The organism is Iodidimonas sp. SYSU 1G8, assembly GCF_039655775.1.
Taxonomy (GTDB): Bacteria; Pseudomonadota; Alphaproteobacteria; order SMXS01; family SMXS01; genus RI-34.
Genome location: NZ_JBBYXJ010000001.1, coordinates 1,940,775 through 1,958,000, shown reverse-complemented (window position 1 = coordinate 1,958,000; position 17,226 = coordinate 1,940,775). Strand labels below are relative to the sequence as shown.

Here is a 17,226-nt window from a genome sequence, read left to right as displayed (position 1 = left end):
GCGCGGCCCGACGGATGCGTGCGCTCCCGCGAAACGGAAGGAGACAGCATTGTCCGACGTCGAAGTGAACCGCATGGCCGAGCCCGTTCAGCCGGCCTCTCCGGATGAGGTGAACCTGCTCGATGTGGAAGTGCAGGAATGCCCGTATCCGGCCTACAAGATGCTGCGCGACGAGGCGCCGATCTGGAAGGATCCGGTCACCGGCTTCTATACCGTCACCCGCTATGAAGACCTGCGCAAGGTGCTGATGGACACCGAGAGCTTCTCCAACAGCCGCAGCGTCGAGGATACCCGCATCAACACCGACCGGGCCAAGCGCATGCGGGCGCTGTACGAGGAAAAGGGCTGGCTGCCGGCGCCGACGCTGGCCGCGCGCGACGACCCGGACCACCGCGCCCTGCGCAATCTGTTCGACAAGACCTTCCGCGCCGGCAAGATCAAGGAGCTGGATCCGGACGTCCAGGAACTCGCCTACCGGCTGATCGACGATTTTATCGAGGATGGCCGCTGCGACTGGGTGCGCCAGTTCGCCGTACCGCTGCCGCTGATCATCATCGGCCGGCAGATGGGCGCCAAGGAAGAGGACATCTGGCAGATCAAGGCCTGGACCGATGCCTGGGTGAAGAAGCTGGGCATGATGCAGACCGAGGACGAGGAACGCTGGTCGGTCGAGATGGAGATCGAGCAGCAGCACTATTTCCAGCCGATCATCGAGAAGCTGCGCCAGGAGCCCAACGATTCCCTGTTGTCGGACCTGGTCAACACCTTCATTCCCGAATGGGGCCGCACCCTCAACGACAACGAGCTGCATGGCGAGCTGACCGGCGACACCTTCGTTGGTGGGTCCGAGACCTCGACCAACGCCCTGTCCGCCGGCATCATGCTGCTGGCCGACGACCGGGACTCGTGGCTGAAGCTGAAGAACGATCCGGACAAGTACCTGAAGACCTTCTGCGAGGAGGTGCTGCGCCTGGAAGGGCCGGTGCAGGGGCTGTTCCGCATCGCCGCCAGGGACATCGAGATGCACGGCGTCACCATTCCCAAGGGCGCCATCATCAACACCCGCTACGCGGCGGCGAACCGGGACGAGCGGCACTTCGAATGCCCCGACAAGCTGGATCTGGAGCGCAAGAACGCCGGCAGCCATCTGGCGTTCGGGTCGGGCATCCATCACTGCCTGGGCGCGCCGCTCGCTCGTCGCGAGCTGTACTGGGGCTTCAAGTCATTCATCGACCGGATCGACGATTTCTGGCTCGCGCCGGGCAAGAACAAGTTCCGTCACCAGCCCAATTTCTGTCTGCGGGCGCTGAAGGAACTGCACATCGAATTCACGCCGAAAAAACATTGAAGGAGTTGAGACCATGACCCGAGTTGCCAAGGTCGAGATCGAGAACTGGGATCCGGAACTGCGCGCCATGACGCGGGCCGACGAGGCCACGCCGCTGGAGCAGGGCCTGATGCGGATTTTCGCCAACGTGCCGGAGCTGGCCAAGGCCTTCGTCGGTTTCGGCGGCGCCATGAAGCGCACCCGGACGCTGTCGCCGCGCCTCGTCGAACTGGTGCGACTGCGCGTCGCGTTCCACAACCAGTGCCGCAGCTGCATGGCGATCCGCTACACTGAAGCCGCCAATGACGGCGTGACCGAGGATCTGGTCTGCTCGCTGGAGCGCCCGGCCCAGGCCACCAACCTGACCGACGCTGAAAAGGCCGCCATCGATTATGGCGAGCGGTTCGCCACCAACCATCTGTCCATCGACGATGCCGTCTACGACAATCTGCGCAAGCACTTCACCGAGGCGCAAATCGTCGAACTGGGCACCACCGTCGCCTTCTTCGTCGGCTTCGGCCGCCTCGCCGCGACCTGGCACATGGTCGAGGAACTGCCCAAGACTTTCCAGGAAAGCGACGACATCATCGCCCCGTGGAAGCAGGAAGCGATCCTGGTCCGCTGATCTGAAACCGGGCCGGTGCGCCAGCGCGCCGGCCCTTCGATCAGCCCTGACCGATCCGCTTGCGCTCCCAGTCGAGGGCGGTCTTCACGATCAGCTCCAGATCGTCGTACCGGGGCTGCCAGCCGAGCAGGCCGCGGATGCGCGATGCTTCGGCCACGACCTCGGCGACGTCGCCCGGCCGGCGGGGGCCGGTGAGGGCGTTGACCTTCTGGTTCGAGACCCGCTCCAGCGCCGCGATCACTTGCTTGACCGAGCTGCCCTTGCCATAGCCGCAGTTCAGCACCTGGCTGTCGCCGCCGCGCCGCAGATAATCGAGCGCGCGGACATGGGCGTCGGCCAGATCGACCACGTGGATGTAGTCGCGCACGCCGGTACCGTCGGGCGTGTTGTAGTCGTCGCCGAAGATGGTCATGTGATCGCGCTGGCCGGTCAGCACCTCGACCGCGAGCTTGATCAGGTGGGTGGCGTTCTTCGACACCTGGCCGCGCCGGCCGGTGGGATCGGCGCCGGCGACGTTGAAATAGCGCAGCGCCACATAGGTCAGGTCATGGGCGGCGGCCGTGTCGCGCAGCATCCATTCGGTGATCAGCTTGGAGCGGCCATAGGGCGAGGCCGGATTGGGCGGCGTATCCTCGGTCACCGGCTCGGTGCCGGCGTCGCCATAGGTCGCCGCCGTGGACGAGAAGATGAAATGCTTCACGCCCGCGTTGACGGCCGTCTCGATGAGGCCGTGCGAGTTGAGCGTGTTGTTGCGGTAGTAGGAGAGCGGGTCCGCGACCGAATCCGGAACGACCAGATAGCCCGCGAAATGCAGCACGGCGTCGAAGTCGGGGGACAGGATCTCGGCGAGCAGGGCGCGGTCGCCGACATCGCCCTCGACGAATGCCGCGCCGTCCGGAATCAGCGCACGGTCGCCATTGGACAGGTTGTCCAGCACGACGACCTCGTTGCCCGCGTCCACCAGCAATTGCGCCGTGTGGCTGCCGATATAGCCGGCGCCGCCGGTCACCAGAATCTTTCCGCCCATCCGTCACCTCTCGCCCTGAAGCCTACTTAACTATGTGGCTTCCGCATGGCAACTCACAGTGACATATCGTCTGAATTCACATATGTATTCGGTGACGGACACTGCCGATAGCAGGAGTGCGCGCGGGCCAGCGCGGGTCGACAGCCATTCGTGGCCGGTCGTCCCGTTGTTACAGGGAGTCGGAGGGCTCCCCGCTGATTTCGCCTGTATTCGGCGGTGGTCAAGGGGGCTTAGAATGTCGTTTATGCGGCGACACCACGTAACCAGTAACAGACGTAGTATCGCACCGCGCCGGTTCAAGCGGCACGGCGTGGTTTGTCTTTCCGCCGGAGCCGCTCTGGCGCTGTCCGCCATGTTGCAGACGCAGCCGAGCCATGCGGTCGAATTCGGCAAGGCCGTCATCGGCGAAACGGTCATGGACCGGAAGCATCCTGAATATGATCCCGTCGGCATCAGGGCCGGCAGCTTCATGTTCTTTCCGACCATCAATGCCCGAGCAGAGTACAACGACAACATCTACGCCGACCGGCTCAACCCGGTGTCCGACGCGATCATGAGCGTGCGCCCGACCGTGGACATGCGCTCGCTCTGGAAGCGTCATTCGCTTCGGGTCAAGGCGAGCGGCGATCTGGCCTTCCATGCCAAGAATTCTTCCGAGGATTATCAGGACGCCGTCGTCGACGTCACGGGACGCTACGATATCTCGGAGGCGAGCCGGATTTCGGCCAGCGTCAATGCGGCAAGAATGCATGAGAGGCGCGATTCGCCCGACGATGCCGGCGGCATCACGCCCACGATCATCTATCGGGTGCTGCCGACCCTGACCTTCGACCAGCGGATCAATCGGGTAGCGGTCCGGGTGCAGACGGCGCTGGAAAGCATCGATTTCCAGAATGTCGAGGGTCCGGGCGGCACGATCATCAACGAGAACGATCGTGATCGCCTGACCTGGGATGTCGAAGGCCGCGTCGGCTACGACTTCTCAAGTTCGGTGCAGGGCTTCGTCAGCGGCTCGTACAATATTCGCGACTACCGGCTCGCGGTCGACGACAACGGCTTCAACCGTGATTCGCAGGGCTACGGCGTCTATGGCGGCGTGATCGTCGAGTTGACGGGCACCATCTCCGCCGAGGCGTATGTGGGCTATCGGCATCAGACCTATGACGACGCGCAGTTCGACGACGTGGGCGGTGTCGGCGGCGGCCTGAACGTGATCTGGGCGCCGACCAAGCTGACGACGGTGACCTTTACCGGCGAGCGGACCGTCGAGGAAACGACCCAGAGCAGCGGCTCGGGCTTCTTCAACACCCGGTTCGGCGTGACGGTCGATCACGAGTTGCGGCGCAACCTGATCATCAGCCTGGGCGGCGAATACCGCCACCGCGAATATGAAGGCATCGCGCGCAGCGACGACAATTGGCGTGGCACCGCGCGGGTCGAATACCTGCTCAGCCGGCAATTCCGGCTGCGAGCGGGCTACAGCTACAACACGCGCAGTTCGACGGTGCTGGGCGACAATTTTGATATCAACACGGCCTATGTGGATCTGCATGTGGACTATTGAAGACATGGCCGGGCGCCGCATGGCCGTCTGGCTGAAGACGTGGCTCGCGGTGATGCTGGTGATGCTGGCGGGGTTCGCCGCGTCCGCTTCGGCGCAGACGGACCAGCGCTATAATCTGGGGCCGGGGGATCAGGTGCGGGTCACCGTCTTCGGCGAGACCGATCTGTCCGGCGAGTTCAAGGTCGGCGACGACGGCAATATCTCGCTGCCGCTGATCGGCCCCATCAAGGCGCAGGGACTGACCACGGCGCAGCTCGAGCAGACCATGATCGAGCGGCTGACGCCGGATTACGTGAAGAACCCGAACGTCAGCATTCAGGTGATGAACTACCGGCCGTTCTTCATCATCGGCGAGGTGAACAGCCCGGGGAGCTATCCCTATGTCAGCGGGATGACGGTGCTCGAGGCCGTGGCGCTGGCCGGCGGGTTCACCTACCGGGCCAAGACCGAGCAGGTCTACATCAAGCGTTCGGTCGACGGGACATCGGAAGAAACGCTGTTGCCGATCGAAACCGCGGTCATGCCGGGCGACGTCATCCGGGTGCGTGAGCGGTACTTCTGATCATGTTCCGCTGTTCCTGCCCTTTCCCGTGTGCCGGTAACGCGCCCTCGCGCGCTGGCCGCGACCCCAATGCCCACCAGGGCGCGCGATGCGGTATGTCCGCCGCGCGCGAGATCGAGGTCTTACCGGTTCGATGAACGACCAATCAGAAACCAGGCGCCGCAGCCTTCTGTCGCTGTACGGCATGTGGGGTGGCCAGGACCAGAACGAGGTTTCGCTCCGGGACCTTTTCAGCCTCTTCTGGCGCCGCCGCTACGTCATCATCGGCACGGTCTTCGTGGTGATGCTGATTACCCTGGCCGTGCTGTCGCAGATGACCCGGCTGTACAGCTCGACGGTCATGATCCTGGTCGAGCCTCGTGTGAACCGGGTGGTCGAGACCACGGCGGTCCTGTCCGGATTGCCGCCGGATTTCGAGACCATCCAGACCGAGATCGAGGTGCTGACCTCCCATCGGCTGCACCGAGACATCGTCAAGTCACTCGATCTCACCAAGGACCCCGAGTTCAACGTGACCCTGCAGGAACCCGGCTTCGTGGCCAGCCTGCTGGACAAGGTGCGCGGCGGCGACGACGTGGCGCTGACGCCCGACGATATCGAGCGGATCACGGCCAACAGCCTCGACGGCGCGATCACCGTTTCGGGAAGCGGCCGCAGCCGGGTGATCGAATTGACGGCGCAGGCGGAATCGCCGGAAAAGGCGGCTAAGATCGCGAACGCGGCGGCCGAGGTCTATCTGGTCTCCCAGCTGGACGCCAAATTCGAGGCGACACAGCGCACCGTCACCTGGCTGAACAAGCGCCTGGAAGAGTTGAAGGGCCAGGTCCGCTCGTCTGAGCAGGCCGTCGAGCAGTACCGGCAGGAAGCCAACCTGATCGAGGGTCGGGACGCCATCTCGGCCACGGCCGAACAGCTATCCTCGCTGAACTCGCAGATCGTCACGGCTGGGACGCAGCGCGCCGAGGCCGAGGCGCGCCTTGCCAACGTGCGCGCGGTGATGAACAGCGCCGACGGCAGCGTGTCGGTCTCCGAAGTGCTCGACAACGACCTGATCCAGCGGCTGAAGGAGCAGGAATCCGACATCAAGCGCAACATGGCCTCGCTCAGCCAGCGCTACGGGCCCAAGCATCCGCAGATCCTGCAGGCCCAGGTCGAGCTCGACGACATCCAGCAGAAGGTGCGCGCGGAAGTGGCCAAGATCGTCGCCTCGCTGGAAGGCGAGGTCGCGGTCGCCCGTTCGCGCGAGAGCATGCTGGTCGGCACCCAGCGGCGTCTCGAAGGCAATTTGTCCAGCATCAACCAGCGTCAGATCAAGCTGCGCGAGTTGACGCGTGAAGGCGATGCCGACCGGGTGCTGCTCGAGACATTCCTGAACCGCTTCAAGGAACTGGCGGACCAGCAGGACCTGCAGACCACGGATTCGCGCGTCATTTCCGAGGCGCAGCCGCCCTCGACCCCCAGTTCGCCCAAGACCATGCTGATGCTGCTGCTGGCGCTGGTGGGGTCCACGGGCTTGGGCATCGGCCTCGCGGTCATCGTCGAACGGCTCGACAGCGGCGTGCACACGACCCGGGATATCGAGAACTGGACCGGCCTGCCGGTGCTGACGATCGTCCCCGAAATCAAGAGCAAGACGGCACCGAACACCAGCAAGGCCATGCAGGTGGTAACCTCGCCCATGTCGCGGTACACCGAAAGCTACCGCAATCTGCTGGTGAGCCTGAACCTGTCGAATGTGGACAATCCGCCCAAGATCGTCGCGGTGACCTCGTCCAATCCGGCGGAAGGCAAGACCGTCACCAGCATGTCGCTGGCCGCCGCCGCCGCCTCGAGCGGCAAGCGGGTGCTGCTGATCGACTGCGACCTGCGCCGCCCCAAGGTCCACCAGGAACTGGGTGTCGATCGTGGACCGGGTCTCGTCGAATTCCTGGCGGGCGAAGCGGAACTGGAAACGGTCATGCGCACCCATGACAAGTTCAAGTTTCAGTACATCACCGCCGGCAGCGAAACCCAGAACGTGCTGAACCTGATCGAATCGCAGAAGTTCCGTACGCTGCTGACCCAGCTGAAGCCGCATTTCGGCCTGATCGTCATCGATACGCCGCCGTTGCTGGCGGTGGCCGACGCCAAGGTGCTGGCCGACCGCTGCGACAGCGTCGTCTTCGCGGTGCGCTGGGGCAAGACGCCGCGCAACACGCTCGTGGACGGTCTCAAGCATCTGGATGGCAGTGCCGCCCCCGTGGCCGGCGTGGTCATGACCCGGGCCGACATGGACCGGCTGTCCTCGTACCAGTACGGCTCGGCCTATTACGGGAAGGCCTATCAAAGCTACTACACCTCCTGATCGGCGGGAGCCGGGACCGTGGCGCAAGCATCCCGACCAGCATCCGAGGATCGCGGCACGGAGGGGAGGCTGGACGTCCTGATGGTGCTGCAGGATCTGCGCGCCGGCGGCGCCGAGCGCGTCAGCATCCTGCTGGTCAACGAACTGGCGGCGCGCGGCGTTGTCGTGGGCCTGGCGCTGTTCCGCCGCAAGGGCGAGTTCCTCGGACTGGTCGATCCCAGGGTCCGGATCGCGGAAATGGGCGGCCGCGGCTGGAGCGCGGCGATCCTGCCCCTGATCCGGCATATCCGCCGCACCCGGCCGTCGGCCATCCTCGGCGCCATGGTCTCGGCGAACACGGCATCCGTCGTGGCGGGCCGCCTCGCGCGAACCGGTGCCCGGATCCTGCTGACCGAGCACAACCAGGTCGACAAGAACGCCGCCCAGTTCCGCGGCAGCAGATCCTACCGCGCCATTCCGTGGATCTACCCGCTGGCCGACGGGGTCATCTGCGTGTCGGAGGGGGTGCGCGAGTCCCTGCTGCGCTATTCCGGCCTCGCGCCCGACCGGGCGGTGGTCATCCATAACCCCATCGTCTCGGCGGACATCCTGGACAAGGCCGCGCAGCCCTGCATGCACCGATGGTTCGGCGATGGCGGTCCGCCGGTGCTGCTGGCGGTGGGCCGCCTGACGCCCGCGAAGGATTACCCCACGCTGCTGCGCGCCTTTGCCGCCTTGCGCCGGACGAGGTCCGCGCGCCTGCTGATCCTGGGCGAGGGCGCCGAGCGCGCCGGCATCGAGGCGCTGGCCGCCAGCCTGGGGATCAGCGACGACATCGAGCTCGCCGGCTTCACCGACAATCCCTACGCCTACATGGCGCGCGCCGACCTGTTCGTGCTGGCGTCGGCCTGGGAGGGGTTTCCCACCGTGCTGGTGGAGGCGCTGGCCTGCGGCGCGCCAGCCGTCGCCACCGATTGTCCCAGTGGCCCGCACGAGATCCTGTGCGGCGGCGATCTGGGGGCGCTGGTGCCGGTGGGCGATCATCTGGCCCTGGCGGCGGCCATGGCGAACGCGCTCGATACGGCGCCGCCGCGCGCCGCGCGGGTCGAGCGCGGCCGCAGCTTCACCGCCGGCAAGGCGGCCGATGCCTATATGCGGGCTCTCGCCGGCGCCGCGCCATGACCCGCCGCATCGTGGTGCTGACGTCGTTCACGGCGGGAGGCGGCGCCCAGCAGGCCGCTCAGAGGGTGGCGGACGGGCTGCGGGAGCGGGGACACGATGTCGAGCTCTGGTTTCTCTACCGGCGCGGTCCGGCGCCGGAGGCGAGGGTGCGCTCGCGCTTCATTGTCGATGGTCCGCTCTCGGGCCTCGGCTATCTGACCCTTGCCCCGCGCCTGTTCGCGGCGCTGCGCCGGCACCGTCCCGACGCCGTGCTTTCGTTCCTGCCGCTGGCCCATGTGGTGGGGCAGAGTGTCGCGGCGCTGCTTGGCATTGAGCGGCGGGTCGTCTCCCATCGCAGTGTCTGCAACACCTACCATCCGCTGCTCCGGATCGCGGACCGGCTGCTCGGCTCCATCGGAGTCTACAGCAAGGTCATCGCGGTCTCGGGCGCGGTTGCCGCGTCGGTGGCGCGGTATCCCGCCGACTATGTTCGCCGCGTGTCCGTCGTGCATAACGGGGTGGACTGGCGGGCCAGCGCCCTGTCGCGGTCGCAGGCGCGCGCGGCCTTCGGCCTGCCGGCCGGCGCGCCGCTGTTGCTCGCGGTCGGTCGGCTGGCGGCGCAAAAGAATTATCCTCTGCTGGTCGAGGCCGCCGCCGGCGTTCCGGACCTTGTGCTGGTGATCGCGGGGAGCGGCCATCAGGCGCCGGCTCTGGCCGAACAGGCCCGAGGGCTCGGCATGGACGGCCGGCTGCTGTTGCTGGGCCATCTGCCGCCGGAGCGGCTGCCCGATCTCTACCGCGCCTGCGACGTCTTCGCCCTCGCGTCGCTCTATGAAGGCCAGAGCAATGCATTGCTCGAGGCCATGGCGGAAGGCATGCTGATCCTGGCCAGCGACATTCCCGAACAGCGCGAGACCCTGATCGACGAGGCGGGGTGCATGGCGGGTGTCCTGCTGCCGCTGAATGATCCGGCTGCCTGGCGCGAGGCGATCCGGCAGGCTCTCGCGTCCGGTGGCGAACGGGACCGGCTCGGACAGCTGGCGCGTGAACGGGCAGGCGCGTTCACCATGGCGCGGATGATCGGTGGCTTCGAGGAGGCGGTATGCGGCGATTCCTGACCCAGTGTCTCCTTGCCCTCGCGCTGGCGGGGCTGCCGGCGTCCGTTTCCGCCGCGGACACGGCGTCCGCGCCAATCGCGGGCGCGCGCACCTCGGGCGGCGATGACGGGCGGCTCATCAAGGTGACGAACCTGAACGATTCCGGCCCGGGCAGCCTGCGCGAGGCCGTGACCACGCCGGGTGCCCGCAAGATCGTCTTCACCGTCGGCGGGGAGATTTCCCTGGCGCGGTCACTGATCGTCGATCACCCCCGAATGACCATCGCGGGCGAGACGGCGCCATCGCCCGGAATCACCCTTAGGGGCTCGACCCTGCGCATCAAGGCCAGCGATGTCATCGTGCGGCATCTTCGCATACGGGTCGGCGACGGCCCCGGCGAGAAGCCCGAGGACCGGGACGGCATCGCCATTCTCGGCAGCCCGAAGGGAACGCGCATCGTCGAGAACGTGCTGATCGACCATTGTTCGGTTTCATGGGCGATCGACGAAGGGATCAGCACCTGGTTCGACGGTGTTCGCAACGTCACCATCCGGAACAGCATCGTCGCGGAGACGCTGAACCGCTCCATCCATCCCAAGCAGCCCCATTCCATGGGTGTGCTGGTCGGCGGCAAGAGCCGGACCGTGCTGATCCACCGCAACCTGATGGCTCATAACGGCTTCCGCAATCCGGTGTTCTCACCGGACGCGACCGGCGCGGTGATCAACAACCTGATCTACAACCCCGGGTTCAACGCCGTGCACGTCTATGGCGGTCCGGCGGACAAGGGGCCGACCCTGATGAGCGTCGTGGGCAACCTGGTGATCGCCGGTCCCTCGACCCGTCCGGCGGTGAAATTCTTCAGCAAGCAGGGCGTGACGACGGGCTCGCGCATCTACCTGCACGGCAATGAAGCCCAAGGCACGGTGGCGTTCGAGACCCGATCGCCGGAACTGGACGCGCTCGCCTTCAACCCGATCGTCCCGTCGCCGCCCATCGGCTGGCCCGAGGACATCGAGATCGTTCCCGCCGCCGCCTTGCCGGCCCTGCTGGCGCCGGATGTCGGCGCGAGGCCCTGGGACCGGGACGCGACCGATACGCGCATCCTGCGCGAGATGGCCGCCCGCGGCGGCCAGATCCGGGATACGGTGCCGGAGGAGGAGCGCCGTTGACGCTGGCCAATGTGATCATGATCGGCGCGCAGAAGAGCGGGACTTCCTCGCTGTGCAAATTCCTGTCCGAGCATCCGCAATGCGCCGTATCGAACCCCAAGGAGCCCAATTTCTACTCCCGCGCCATCAACCTGGCGTCTCCCGAGCGCTATGAACGCTGCTTCCGCGCGGCCAATGGCAGCGAGCCGGCGCGGATCGACGGCACGACGACCTATCTGGCCGATCCCCGCATCGCCGGCCGCATCGCCGGCCATCTGGGCCGCGACATCAAGCTGATCGCCATTCTGCGCGCGCCGGCGGCCCGCACCTATTCCGGTTTCCTGCACATGGTCAAACGCGGCCACGAACGCCGCTCGTGGCAGGAGATATTCGAGTCCCTGCCGGACGATCCCGACGCCGCCATGGCGGCGGAGCGTCAGGGCATCGACACGGCGCTCGCGAGCGGCCGGATCGAGGCTGGTCCCTATGTCCGGCAGTATGACGACGTGCTGTGGAACTATCGCTATCTGGGCAACAGCCTCTATTCCCGCCTGATCCAGCCCTATCTGGCCGAGTTTCCGCGCGAGCGGCTCATGGTGCTGATCTACGAGGAAATGTTCGCGCGGCCCGACCTGCTGCGCGCCCGGCTCGGCGACTTCCTCGGCGTGGACCCGGACGCCTTCGGCGAAAAGCCGCCGCTTTACAACGACACGCGGCTGCCCGATCTGGACAGTCTGCTCGGCATCGCCATCGAGCAGGCACGCTGGATCAAGCGGGGAAACTTCACCCGCGTGCGCCCCCATCTCATCAAGGCGGCGCCGTCCAAGGCGCCTTCCGAACTGACCGCCCGGCTGAAACGGATCGCGGCGGACGAGACCGTGTTCTGGAGCGACTTTCTCGGCCGCGACCTGACCAGACTCGGCTGGTAGATCGTCGCGGCTAGAGGTAGACGGTGCCGCCGGTGCGCGTCGCCAGCAGGTAGAGCGCGTGCGGATTGGTGACCATGTAGCGCCAGCCCAGTTGCCGGGGCCGGGTGACCATGCGGTGCAGCCATTCCAGCCCGTTGTCGCACATCCATTTCGGCGCCCGCTTGTAGTCACCGCTCAGGAAATGGAAGCAGCCGCCGCTGGTGGCGATCCATCCCGCCTTGATCCGGTGCCGGTTGCGCAGGCAGAAAATCTGCTCCTTCGGCTTGCCGAGACCGATCCAGACCACATCCGCGCCCGAGGCTGAAATCTCGGCGCAGATAGCCTCCTCGTCGGCCTCGCTGAAATAGCCATGGCGCCGTCCGACGATCCTGATGCCGGGGTAGAGCTCCTCCAGCTTTCGCGCCGCGGCGGCGTTGATCTCCTCCGGCGCGCCCAGCAGGTAGAAGCTCAGCCCTTCCCGCGCGGCGGCGGCGGCGGCGTCATGGATGAAGTCGGTGGTCGCCGACCGTTCCGGGATGCGATGCGGGGTCAGCAGGCGGGACGCGGCGACGATCACGCCCCCATCCGCATGGATCAGGTCGGCTTCGGCCAGCGCCCGCCGGAAGTTCTCGTCGGTAGCGGCCAGCGAGATTCCATGCGCGTTTGAGGTGTAGACCAGCTTGGCCGGAAGATCCGGATCGTTGCGGGCCGCCAGGCAGTCCTCGACCATCTGCAGGGCAAGCTCCTCGCGATTCAGGCAGGCCGTGGGCACGCCGCCGACACGCACATGGAGGATGGAACGGGGCCGGCTGCCGGAGGCCGGTGCCGAAGGTGCGTTTTCGGACGTCAGGGACTGCAAGGCAGGGACTTTCAGGCGGGTGAATCTGGTTGACCACCATACCGTGGAGTGCCAAGACATTTCCATGGGTAGTGGGCCGATGAGGAGCGATGAGCTGGCGATACAGCCAGCCCGCGTCGGATCGGCAAAGGGGGCAGCAGTGGACGCAAAAGTGCCGGTCTGGGAGAAAGCCTTCGTGGTTTTCACCCTGTTTACGGCGTGCAATGCGCTGGTGCTCGTTCTCTCCGCGACCTCGGTCACGGCGGGACAGGACGGACTCGACGAAAGCAACCCTCTCCGCTTCGCCATCCTGCTGACCCTCTACAGCATTTCGGGCATCCTGCTCGTCCGGCGGCACAGCCATGAACTGCTTGGCATTCTGTCGCAGAACAAGCTGCTGCTGGTGGCGCTCGGCTATGTGGTGCTGTCGTGCCTGTGGTCGGTGGAGCCGATGGTGGCGTTCCGGCGCAGCATGGCGCTGGTGATGACGAGCGTGTTCTGCTTCTACCTGGCGCTGAGATTTCCGCTGCGCGACCTGCTGAAGCTGACTGGCATCGCGCTCGCCCTCGTCGCCATCATCAGCATCATCGGCATCTTCACCCTGCCCATGACGGCCTACGAAACCGGCGACATCCGCAAGGCGGGCTGGTGGCGCGGCATTGTCGGCATCAACACCATGTTCGGCCGCGTGATGGCCCTCGGCCTGCTGGCGATCTGGGTCCTGCGCCGCACGGCATGGCGCTTCCAGGCCTATGACGCGGTCCTGCTGGGGATTTTCCTGCTGTGCCTGTGGAAGGCGCACGCGGCGACCGCGATCGTGGCGTGCATGGCGGCCTTCATCAGCATCGTCATCGTCTGGGAGCCGCGCCGGGGCGGCATGCCGGTCTATCTCCGGCTGGCGGTCACGACCATGGCGGCGATCCCGGTGCTGGCCCTCGTCCTCACCAATACCGGCGAAGTCCTCGAATTACTGGGCCGGGACGCGACCCTGACCAACCGGGTCTATATCTGGCAGGCGGCTTTCGAATATGGCTTCAACAGCCCCATTCTGGGCGCGGGCTACCGCTCGTTCTGGATCGAGGATTATGCCTTCCAGGTGTTCTTCAACACCTTCGGCAGCGAGAACACCAAGCTGGGCAACGGTCATAACGGCTTCCTCGACGTGTGGCTCGAACTCGGCCTCGTCGGGCTGGTGCTCGTCGCGGCCCTGTTCGGCCAGATGATCTACCGGGCGCTCAGCTACCTCGCCATGACGAAGGACGACGCGGGCGCGTTCTTTGGCGGGCTGATGGTCTTCATCCTGGTGTACAGCATCGCCGAGAAGGTGATCTTCGAGCATTCCGAGATCACCTGGATGCTCTTCACGTCGGGGCTGATCGGCATGCGCTGGCAGCGCCGTCCGGTCGAGGCGCCCGAACCGGCGGCGGCAGCGGGACCGGCGGCGCAGCCTCCGCGGTTGCGGCAATCCCTGGAGCCCGGGGAATAGACCGATCAGGAGCGCCGCAGGCCCTCGCGGATCGTGACGATGCCGCCCTTCATGGTGGCGCGTCCCGACGGGAAAAGAGCGGCCACGGCGATGACCAGTCCATAGGATGCCGCCAGCGCCAGGATCAGCGCCGCCCAGTCGGGGAGCGGCCGCGCGCGCACCAGCCATAGCATGGTCGAGACGGCCATCCCGGCGCCCGGCACGAGAATGACGATGCTCCGGCCGATGTCGGCGGGACGCACCGGCGACGTCCGGCCGAGCCAGATGGCCTGGACCGGCAGCAGCAGGGCGATGGCGATCGCATAGCTGGCGGCGACGCCCAGCGCGCCCCAGTTCACGCCGATGGCGAAGCCGGCGATCATCACGGAGGCGCGCGCCACTCCCCAATGCCGATAGGCCCTCGACCGGCCCTCGACCACGAACAGCCAGTCGAGCATCACCATCTGGAACCGCAGGACCGCGGCCACGCCGAAGGCCTGGAAGATCGGCACGACCGGGTCCCAGCCGTGACCATAGGCAAGCGGAATGAGCAGTGGTGCCATCACCACCGCGAACAGCATGCCGGGCATGGTCGCCATCAGCACGAGGCCCATCGCGCCCAGCACCGAGCGGCGATAGACATCGGGCGTGTCCAAAAGGCGGCTGAAAATGGAGGGCGCCACCGACTCCAGCGGTTTCAGCAGCAGCGAGGTCGGCGTGACCATCAGGCGGTAGGCGCGGTCGTAAAACCCGAGGGCGACCGCGCCGAGTACCTTGCCGACGATGACGGTATCCGCGTTGGAGGAGGCATAGTTCATCAGCCGCGACAGGCCGACATTGGCGCCAAAATCGACCATGGTGCGCACGTTGGTTCCCCGATGCGGCCGGCTGGGAACCCACCCGCTCATCAGCCATGCCATCAACAGCTCGGTGAGGCCGACGGTCAGGCCCATGACGACCAGCGCCCAGTAGGTGTGCCAGATGAGGCCGACCACTACGCCCGCCGCCGCGCCGACGGTAAAGCCGACAAGCTTGATCAGGCCGACCCGGGCGAATTGCAGCCGCCGGGTGAGCAGCGCCACGTGCAGCGACGCCACACCGTTCAGCAGCAGCAACAGGCTATAGGCGGCGACGATCCACGATACCTCGGGCGCGCCATAGAACAGTCCGACCAGCGGCGCGGCGGCGACGAACAGGCAGAACGCGGCGACGTGGATCGCGAGGGAAACCCAGTAGAGATTGGACATCTCGGCATAGGTCAGCCGCGGCCGGCGCAACACCGCATCCGCCAGTCCCATGTCGCGAATGATGCCGATGAGGGACACGAGGGGGACGGCCATGGCGACCAGGCCGAAATCCTCCGGCCGCAGCAACCTGGCCATGGCCACCGTCCAGGCCAGCTGCAGGAAGACCTGGCACAGTTGCAGGACGCCCAGAACGGCGCCGCCGCGGACCGACTTCCTTTTGAGCGCGCCGACATCGCCGTCGAAATCCAGACTGTCCGCCGGTTGTTCGGGCCGCTCCAAGGCGAAGACGCTCCATGCGCGAGTGATGGTCTCGTGGCATACACCCGCATCCGCCGGCGTGCAATCGCACGGGAGTCCGAGCGCGCGGTAACCGGGTTGTGAGGGTTGATCGCGGGATTTGCCCTTGGCATTCTACCGCAATTGAAGGACAAGGAGTGGTGGGGCAACAGGCGCACATTTCCTGCGCATATCGAGGGCATGCTCGTGCTTAACGCGAGCCAAGAGGGGATCGACCTTTCCAGGTCGAAGAGGGTGCAGCCGGCGGTCATTCGCTGGACGCCCCGCACGATCGAGATCATGGCGATGATCGGTGACGCGGTCATCATGCTCGGGTCGGCGTTCGTGGCGTTCCTGATCCGCTTCGGCGATCTGGACATGCCGTCCGGCTACCTGTTTCCGGTCGCCTTGGCGATCATGCTGTCTCTCAACATCTTCCGCTGGCGGCGGCTTTACGACATCGACTCCTATGCCCATCGCACACCGCAGCTGTTCCGGCTGCTCGGTGCTCAGGCCATGGTGGCCACCATATTGCTGGCGATCGGTTTCGGATCGAAGACATCGGCGGATTTCTCGCGCGTCTGGTTCCTGTCGTGGATGCTGATCGGGTTCGTCGGCATCGCGCTATCGTTCCTGTTGCGCGCCGCGCTGGTGCGTGCGGCGCAGGCCAAGGGGATGCTGCGGGACCGCGTATTGCTCGTCGGCGATCCCGAGCGCATCGGCAGTTTCATGGGCTGGCTGTTCGGCAAGTCGCAGCGGCGCATCAGCGTGCTCGGCGTGATCGCGACGGAGGGCGACAGTCTTGAGCGCTCGCATGGCTGCGACGTGTACTCAGGGCTGCATCATCTGCCGCGTCTTGCCGAGGATCTGGGACCGGATCGGGTCATCCTGCTGTTCAACTGGCGTGAGCAGGAGGACATCAACGCCTGTGTCCGGGCGCTGCGGGGGCTTGCCCTCGATGTGGAACTGGTGCTGCCCCGGCTGGGCAACGCATGGGTCGGCCGGCCCATCAAGACACTCGATGGTCTGCTGGCCATGAACCTGATGCGGGCGCCGCTGTCGAGCGAGGCCCATCTCATCAAACGGATCGAGGACTATGTCCTGGCCGGCATCCTGCTCCTGCTCGTCTCGCCGCTGTTCCTGCTCATCGCCGCCCTGATCAAGCTGGATTCGCCCGGCCCGGTCTTCTATCTGCAGAAACGGGCGGGATTCCAGAAGCGCGAATTTTCGATCTTCAAGTTCCGGACCATGCGGGTCGAGGAGGCCGCGGCTTTCAGGCAGGCGACACGCGACGACAACCGGGTCACCCGGATCGGGCGCATCCTCAGGGCCACCAGCATCGACGAGCTGCCGCAACTGATCAACGTGCTGCGCGGCGACATGTCGCTGGTCGGACCGCGGCCGCACGAGGTTTCGATGAACGCCGACTATGCCGGTCGCATCGATGACTATCTGGTGCGCCACGGCATCAAGCCGGGCATTACCGGCTGGGCGCAGGTCAATGGCGCCAGAGGCGAAACGCGGACGCTGCAGGATATGGAAAGGCGCCTGCGATACGATCTGGCCTATGTGGACAACTGGTCGCTATGGCTCGACCTGCAGATTCTCCTGCGTACCGCGGGCGTGTTTCTCTTTCAGAAGAATGCGTACTGACC

At 65.8% G+C, this 17,226-nt stretch carries 14 protein-coding genes; 11 read left to right on the top strand and 3 right to left on the bottom strand.

What is annotated here, in order from left to right; translation table 11 throughout:
* Positions 1 to 49 precede the first annotated feature (49 nt).
* Together WJU17_RS09290 and WJU17_RS09285 are read left to right on the top strand one after the other, a co-directional pair.
* Positions 50 to 1,348, top strand: coding sequence for a cytochrome P450 (locus WJU17_RS09290; RefSeq protein ID WP_346327042.1), 1,299 nt, complete (start codon positions 50 to 52; stop codon positions 1,346 to 1,348).
* 13 nt (positions 1,349 to 1,361) lie between these two features.
* Entirely contained in the window at positions 1,362 to 1,952 is a 591-nt protein-coding gene (locus tag WJU17_RS09285; RefSeq protein ID WP_346327041.1) for a carboxymuconolactone decarboxylase family protein, read from the top strand.
* 40 nt (positions 1,953 to 1,992) lie between these two features.
* On the opposite strand, the gene galE is transcribed toward WJU17_RS09285, so the two are convergent.
* Positions 1,993 to 2,979, bottom strand: coding sequence for a UDP-glucose 4-epimerase GalE (gene galE / locus WJU17_RS09280; protein WP_346327040.1), 987 nt, complete (start codon positions 2,977 to 2,979; stop codon positions 1,993 to 1,995).
* 352 nt (positions 2,980 to 3,331) lie between these two features.
* Here galE and WJU17_RS09275 point away from each other — a divergent pair, with 352 nt between their 5' ends.
* The 7 genes from WJU17_RS09275 (at position 3,332) to WJU17_RS09245 (ending at position 11,766) form a co-directional block, all read left to right on the top strand.
* Positions 3,332 to 4,543 (top strand): outer membrane beta-barrel protein, encoded by a 1,212-nt coding sequence (locus WJU17_RS09275; protein WP_346327039.1) that lies wholly within the window; start codon positions 3,332 to 3,334, stop codon positions 4,541 to 4,543.
* Entirely contained in the window at positions 4,530 to 5,105 is a 576-nt protein-coding gene (locus WJU17_RS09270; protein WP_346327038.1) for a polysaccharide biosynthesis/export family protein, read from the top strand. The genes WJU17_RS09275 and WJU17_RS09270 overlap by 14 nt, the downstream gene beginning before the upstream one ends.
* 133 nt (positions 5,106 to 5,238) lie before the next feature.
* Complete coding sequence (locus WJU17_RS09265; protein ID WP_346327037.1) at positions 5,239 to 7,449, top strand: polysaccharide biosynthesis tyrosine autokinase; 2,211 nt, start codon at positions 5,239 to 5,241, stop codon at positions 7,447 to 7,449.
* Positions 7,450 to 7,467: 18 nt separating this feature from the next.
* Entirely contained in the window at positions 7,468 to 8,610 is a 1,143-nt protein-coding gene (locus tag WJU17_RS09260; protein ID WP_346327036.1) for a glycosyltransferase, read from the top strand.
* On the top strand, positions 8,607 to 9,707 hold the full coding sequence (locus tag WJU17_RS09255) for a glycosyltransferase family 4 protein (protein ID WP_346327035.1): 1,101 nt from the start codon (positions 8,607 to 8,609) through the stop codon (positions 9,705 to 9,707). The genes WJU17_RS09260 and WJU17_RS09255 overlap by 4 nt, the downstream gene beginning before the upstream one ends.
* A complete protein-coding gene (locus WJU17_RS09250; RefSeq protein WP_346327034.1) occupies positions 9,692 to 10,858 on the top strand; it encodes a hypothetical protein in 1,167 nt (388 codons plus the stop codon). Before WJU17_RS09255 ends, WJU17_RS09250 begins: the two co-directional genes overlap by 16 nt.
* Complete coding sequence (locus WJU17_RS09245; RefSeq protein WP_346327033.1) at positions 10,855 to 11,766, top strand: sulfotransferase domain-containing protein; 912 nt, start codon at positions 10,855 to 10,857, stop codon at positions 11,764 to 11,766. Before WJU17_RS09250 ends, WJU17_RS09245 begins: the two co-directional genes overlap by 4 nt.
* A gap of 10 nt (positions 11,767 to 11,776) precedes the next feature.
* Here WJU17_RS09245 and WJU17_RS09240 read toward each other — a convergent pair whose 3' ends face one another.
* On the bottom strand, positions 11,777 to 12,604 hold the full coding sequence (locus WJU17_RS09240) for a WecB/TagA/CpsF family glycosyltransferase (protein ID WP_346327032.1): 828 nt from the start codon (positions 12,602 to 12,604) through the stop codon (positions 11,777 to 11,779).
* A 139-nt stretch (positions 12,605 to 12,743) separates the two neighbouring features.
* On the opposite strand from WJU17_RS09240, the gene WJU17_RS09235 reads away from it, so the two are divergent.
* Entirely contained in the window at positions 12,744 to 14,069 is a 1,326-nt protein-coding gene (locus WJU17_RS09235) for an O-antigen ligase family protein (RefSeq protein WP_346327031.1), read from the top strand.
* Positions 14,070 to 14,074: 5 nt separating this feature from the next.
* Here the strand turns inward: WJU17_RS09235 and WJU17_RS09230 are convergent, their stop codons facing one another.
* Positions 14,075 to 15,574: a lipopolysaccharide biosynthesis protein gene (locus WJU17_RS09230; protein WP_346327030.1), complete on the bottom strand. Its 1,500-nt coding sequence runs from the start codon at positions 15,572 to 15,574 to the stop codon at positions 14,075 to 14,077.
* Positions 15,575 to 15,772: 198 nt separating this feature from the next.
* On the opposite strand from WJU17_RS09230, the gene WJU17_RS09225 reads away from it, so the two are divergent.
* Positions 15,773 to 17,224, top strand: a complete 1,452-nt coding sequence (locus WJU17_RS09225; protein WP_346327029.1) for an undecaprenyl-phosphate glucose phosphotransferase — start codon at positions 15,773 to 15,775, stop codon at positions 17,222 to 17,224.
* Positions 17,225 to 17,226 lie beyond the last annotated feature (2 nt).

What these genes read in the sequence shown, in the direction of transcription:
- WJU17_RS09255 (WP_346327035.1), top strand. Translation starts at nt 8,607, where the DNA reads ATGACCCGCCGCATCGTGGTGCTGACGTCGTTCACGGCGGGAGGCGGC.
- WJU17_RS09270 (WP_346327038.1), top strand. Translation starts at nt 4,530, where the DNA reads ATGTGGACTATTGAAGACATGGCCGGGCGCCGCATGGCCGTCTGGCTG.
- WJU17_RS09225 (WP_346327029.1), top strand. Translation starts at nt 15,773, where the DNA reads ATGCTCGTGCTTAACGCGAGCCAAGAGGGGATCGACCTTTCCAGGTCG.
- WJU17_RS09265 (WP_346327037.1), top strand. Translation starts at nt 5,239, where the DNA reads ATGAACGACCAATCAGAAACCAGGCGCCGCAGCCTTCTGTCGCTGTAC.
- galE (WP_346327040.1), bottom strand. Translation starts at nt 2,979, where the DNA reads ATGGGCGGAAAGATTCTGGTGACCGGCGGCGCCGGCTATATCGGCAGC.
- WJU17_RS09250 (WP_346327034.1), top strand. Translation starts at nt 9,692, where the DNA reads ATGCGGCGATTCCTGACCCAGTGTCTCCTTGCCCTCGCGCTGGCGGGG.
- WJU17_RS09285 (WP_346327041.1), top strand. Translation starts at nt 1,362, where the DNA reads ATGACCCGAGTTGCCAAGGTCGAGATCGAGAACTGGGATCCGGAACTG.
- WJU17_RS09275 (WP_346327039.1), top strand. Translation starts at nt 3,332, where the DNA reads ATGTTGCAGACGCAGCCGAGCCATGCGGTCGAATTCGGCAAGGCCGTC.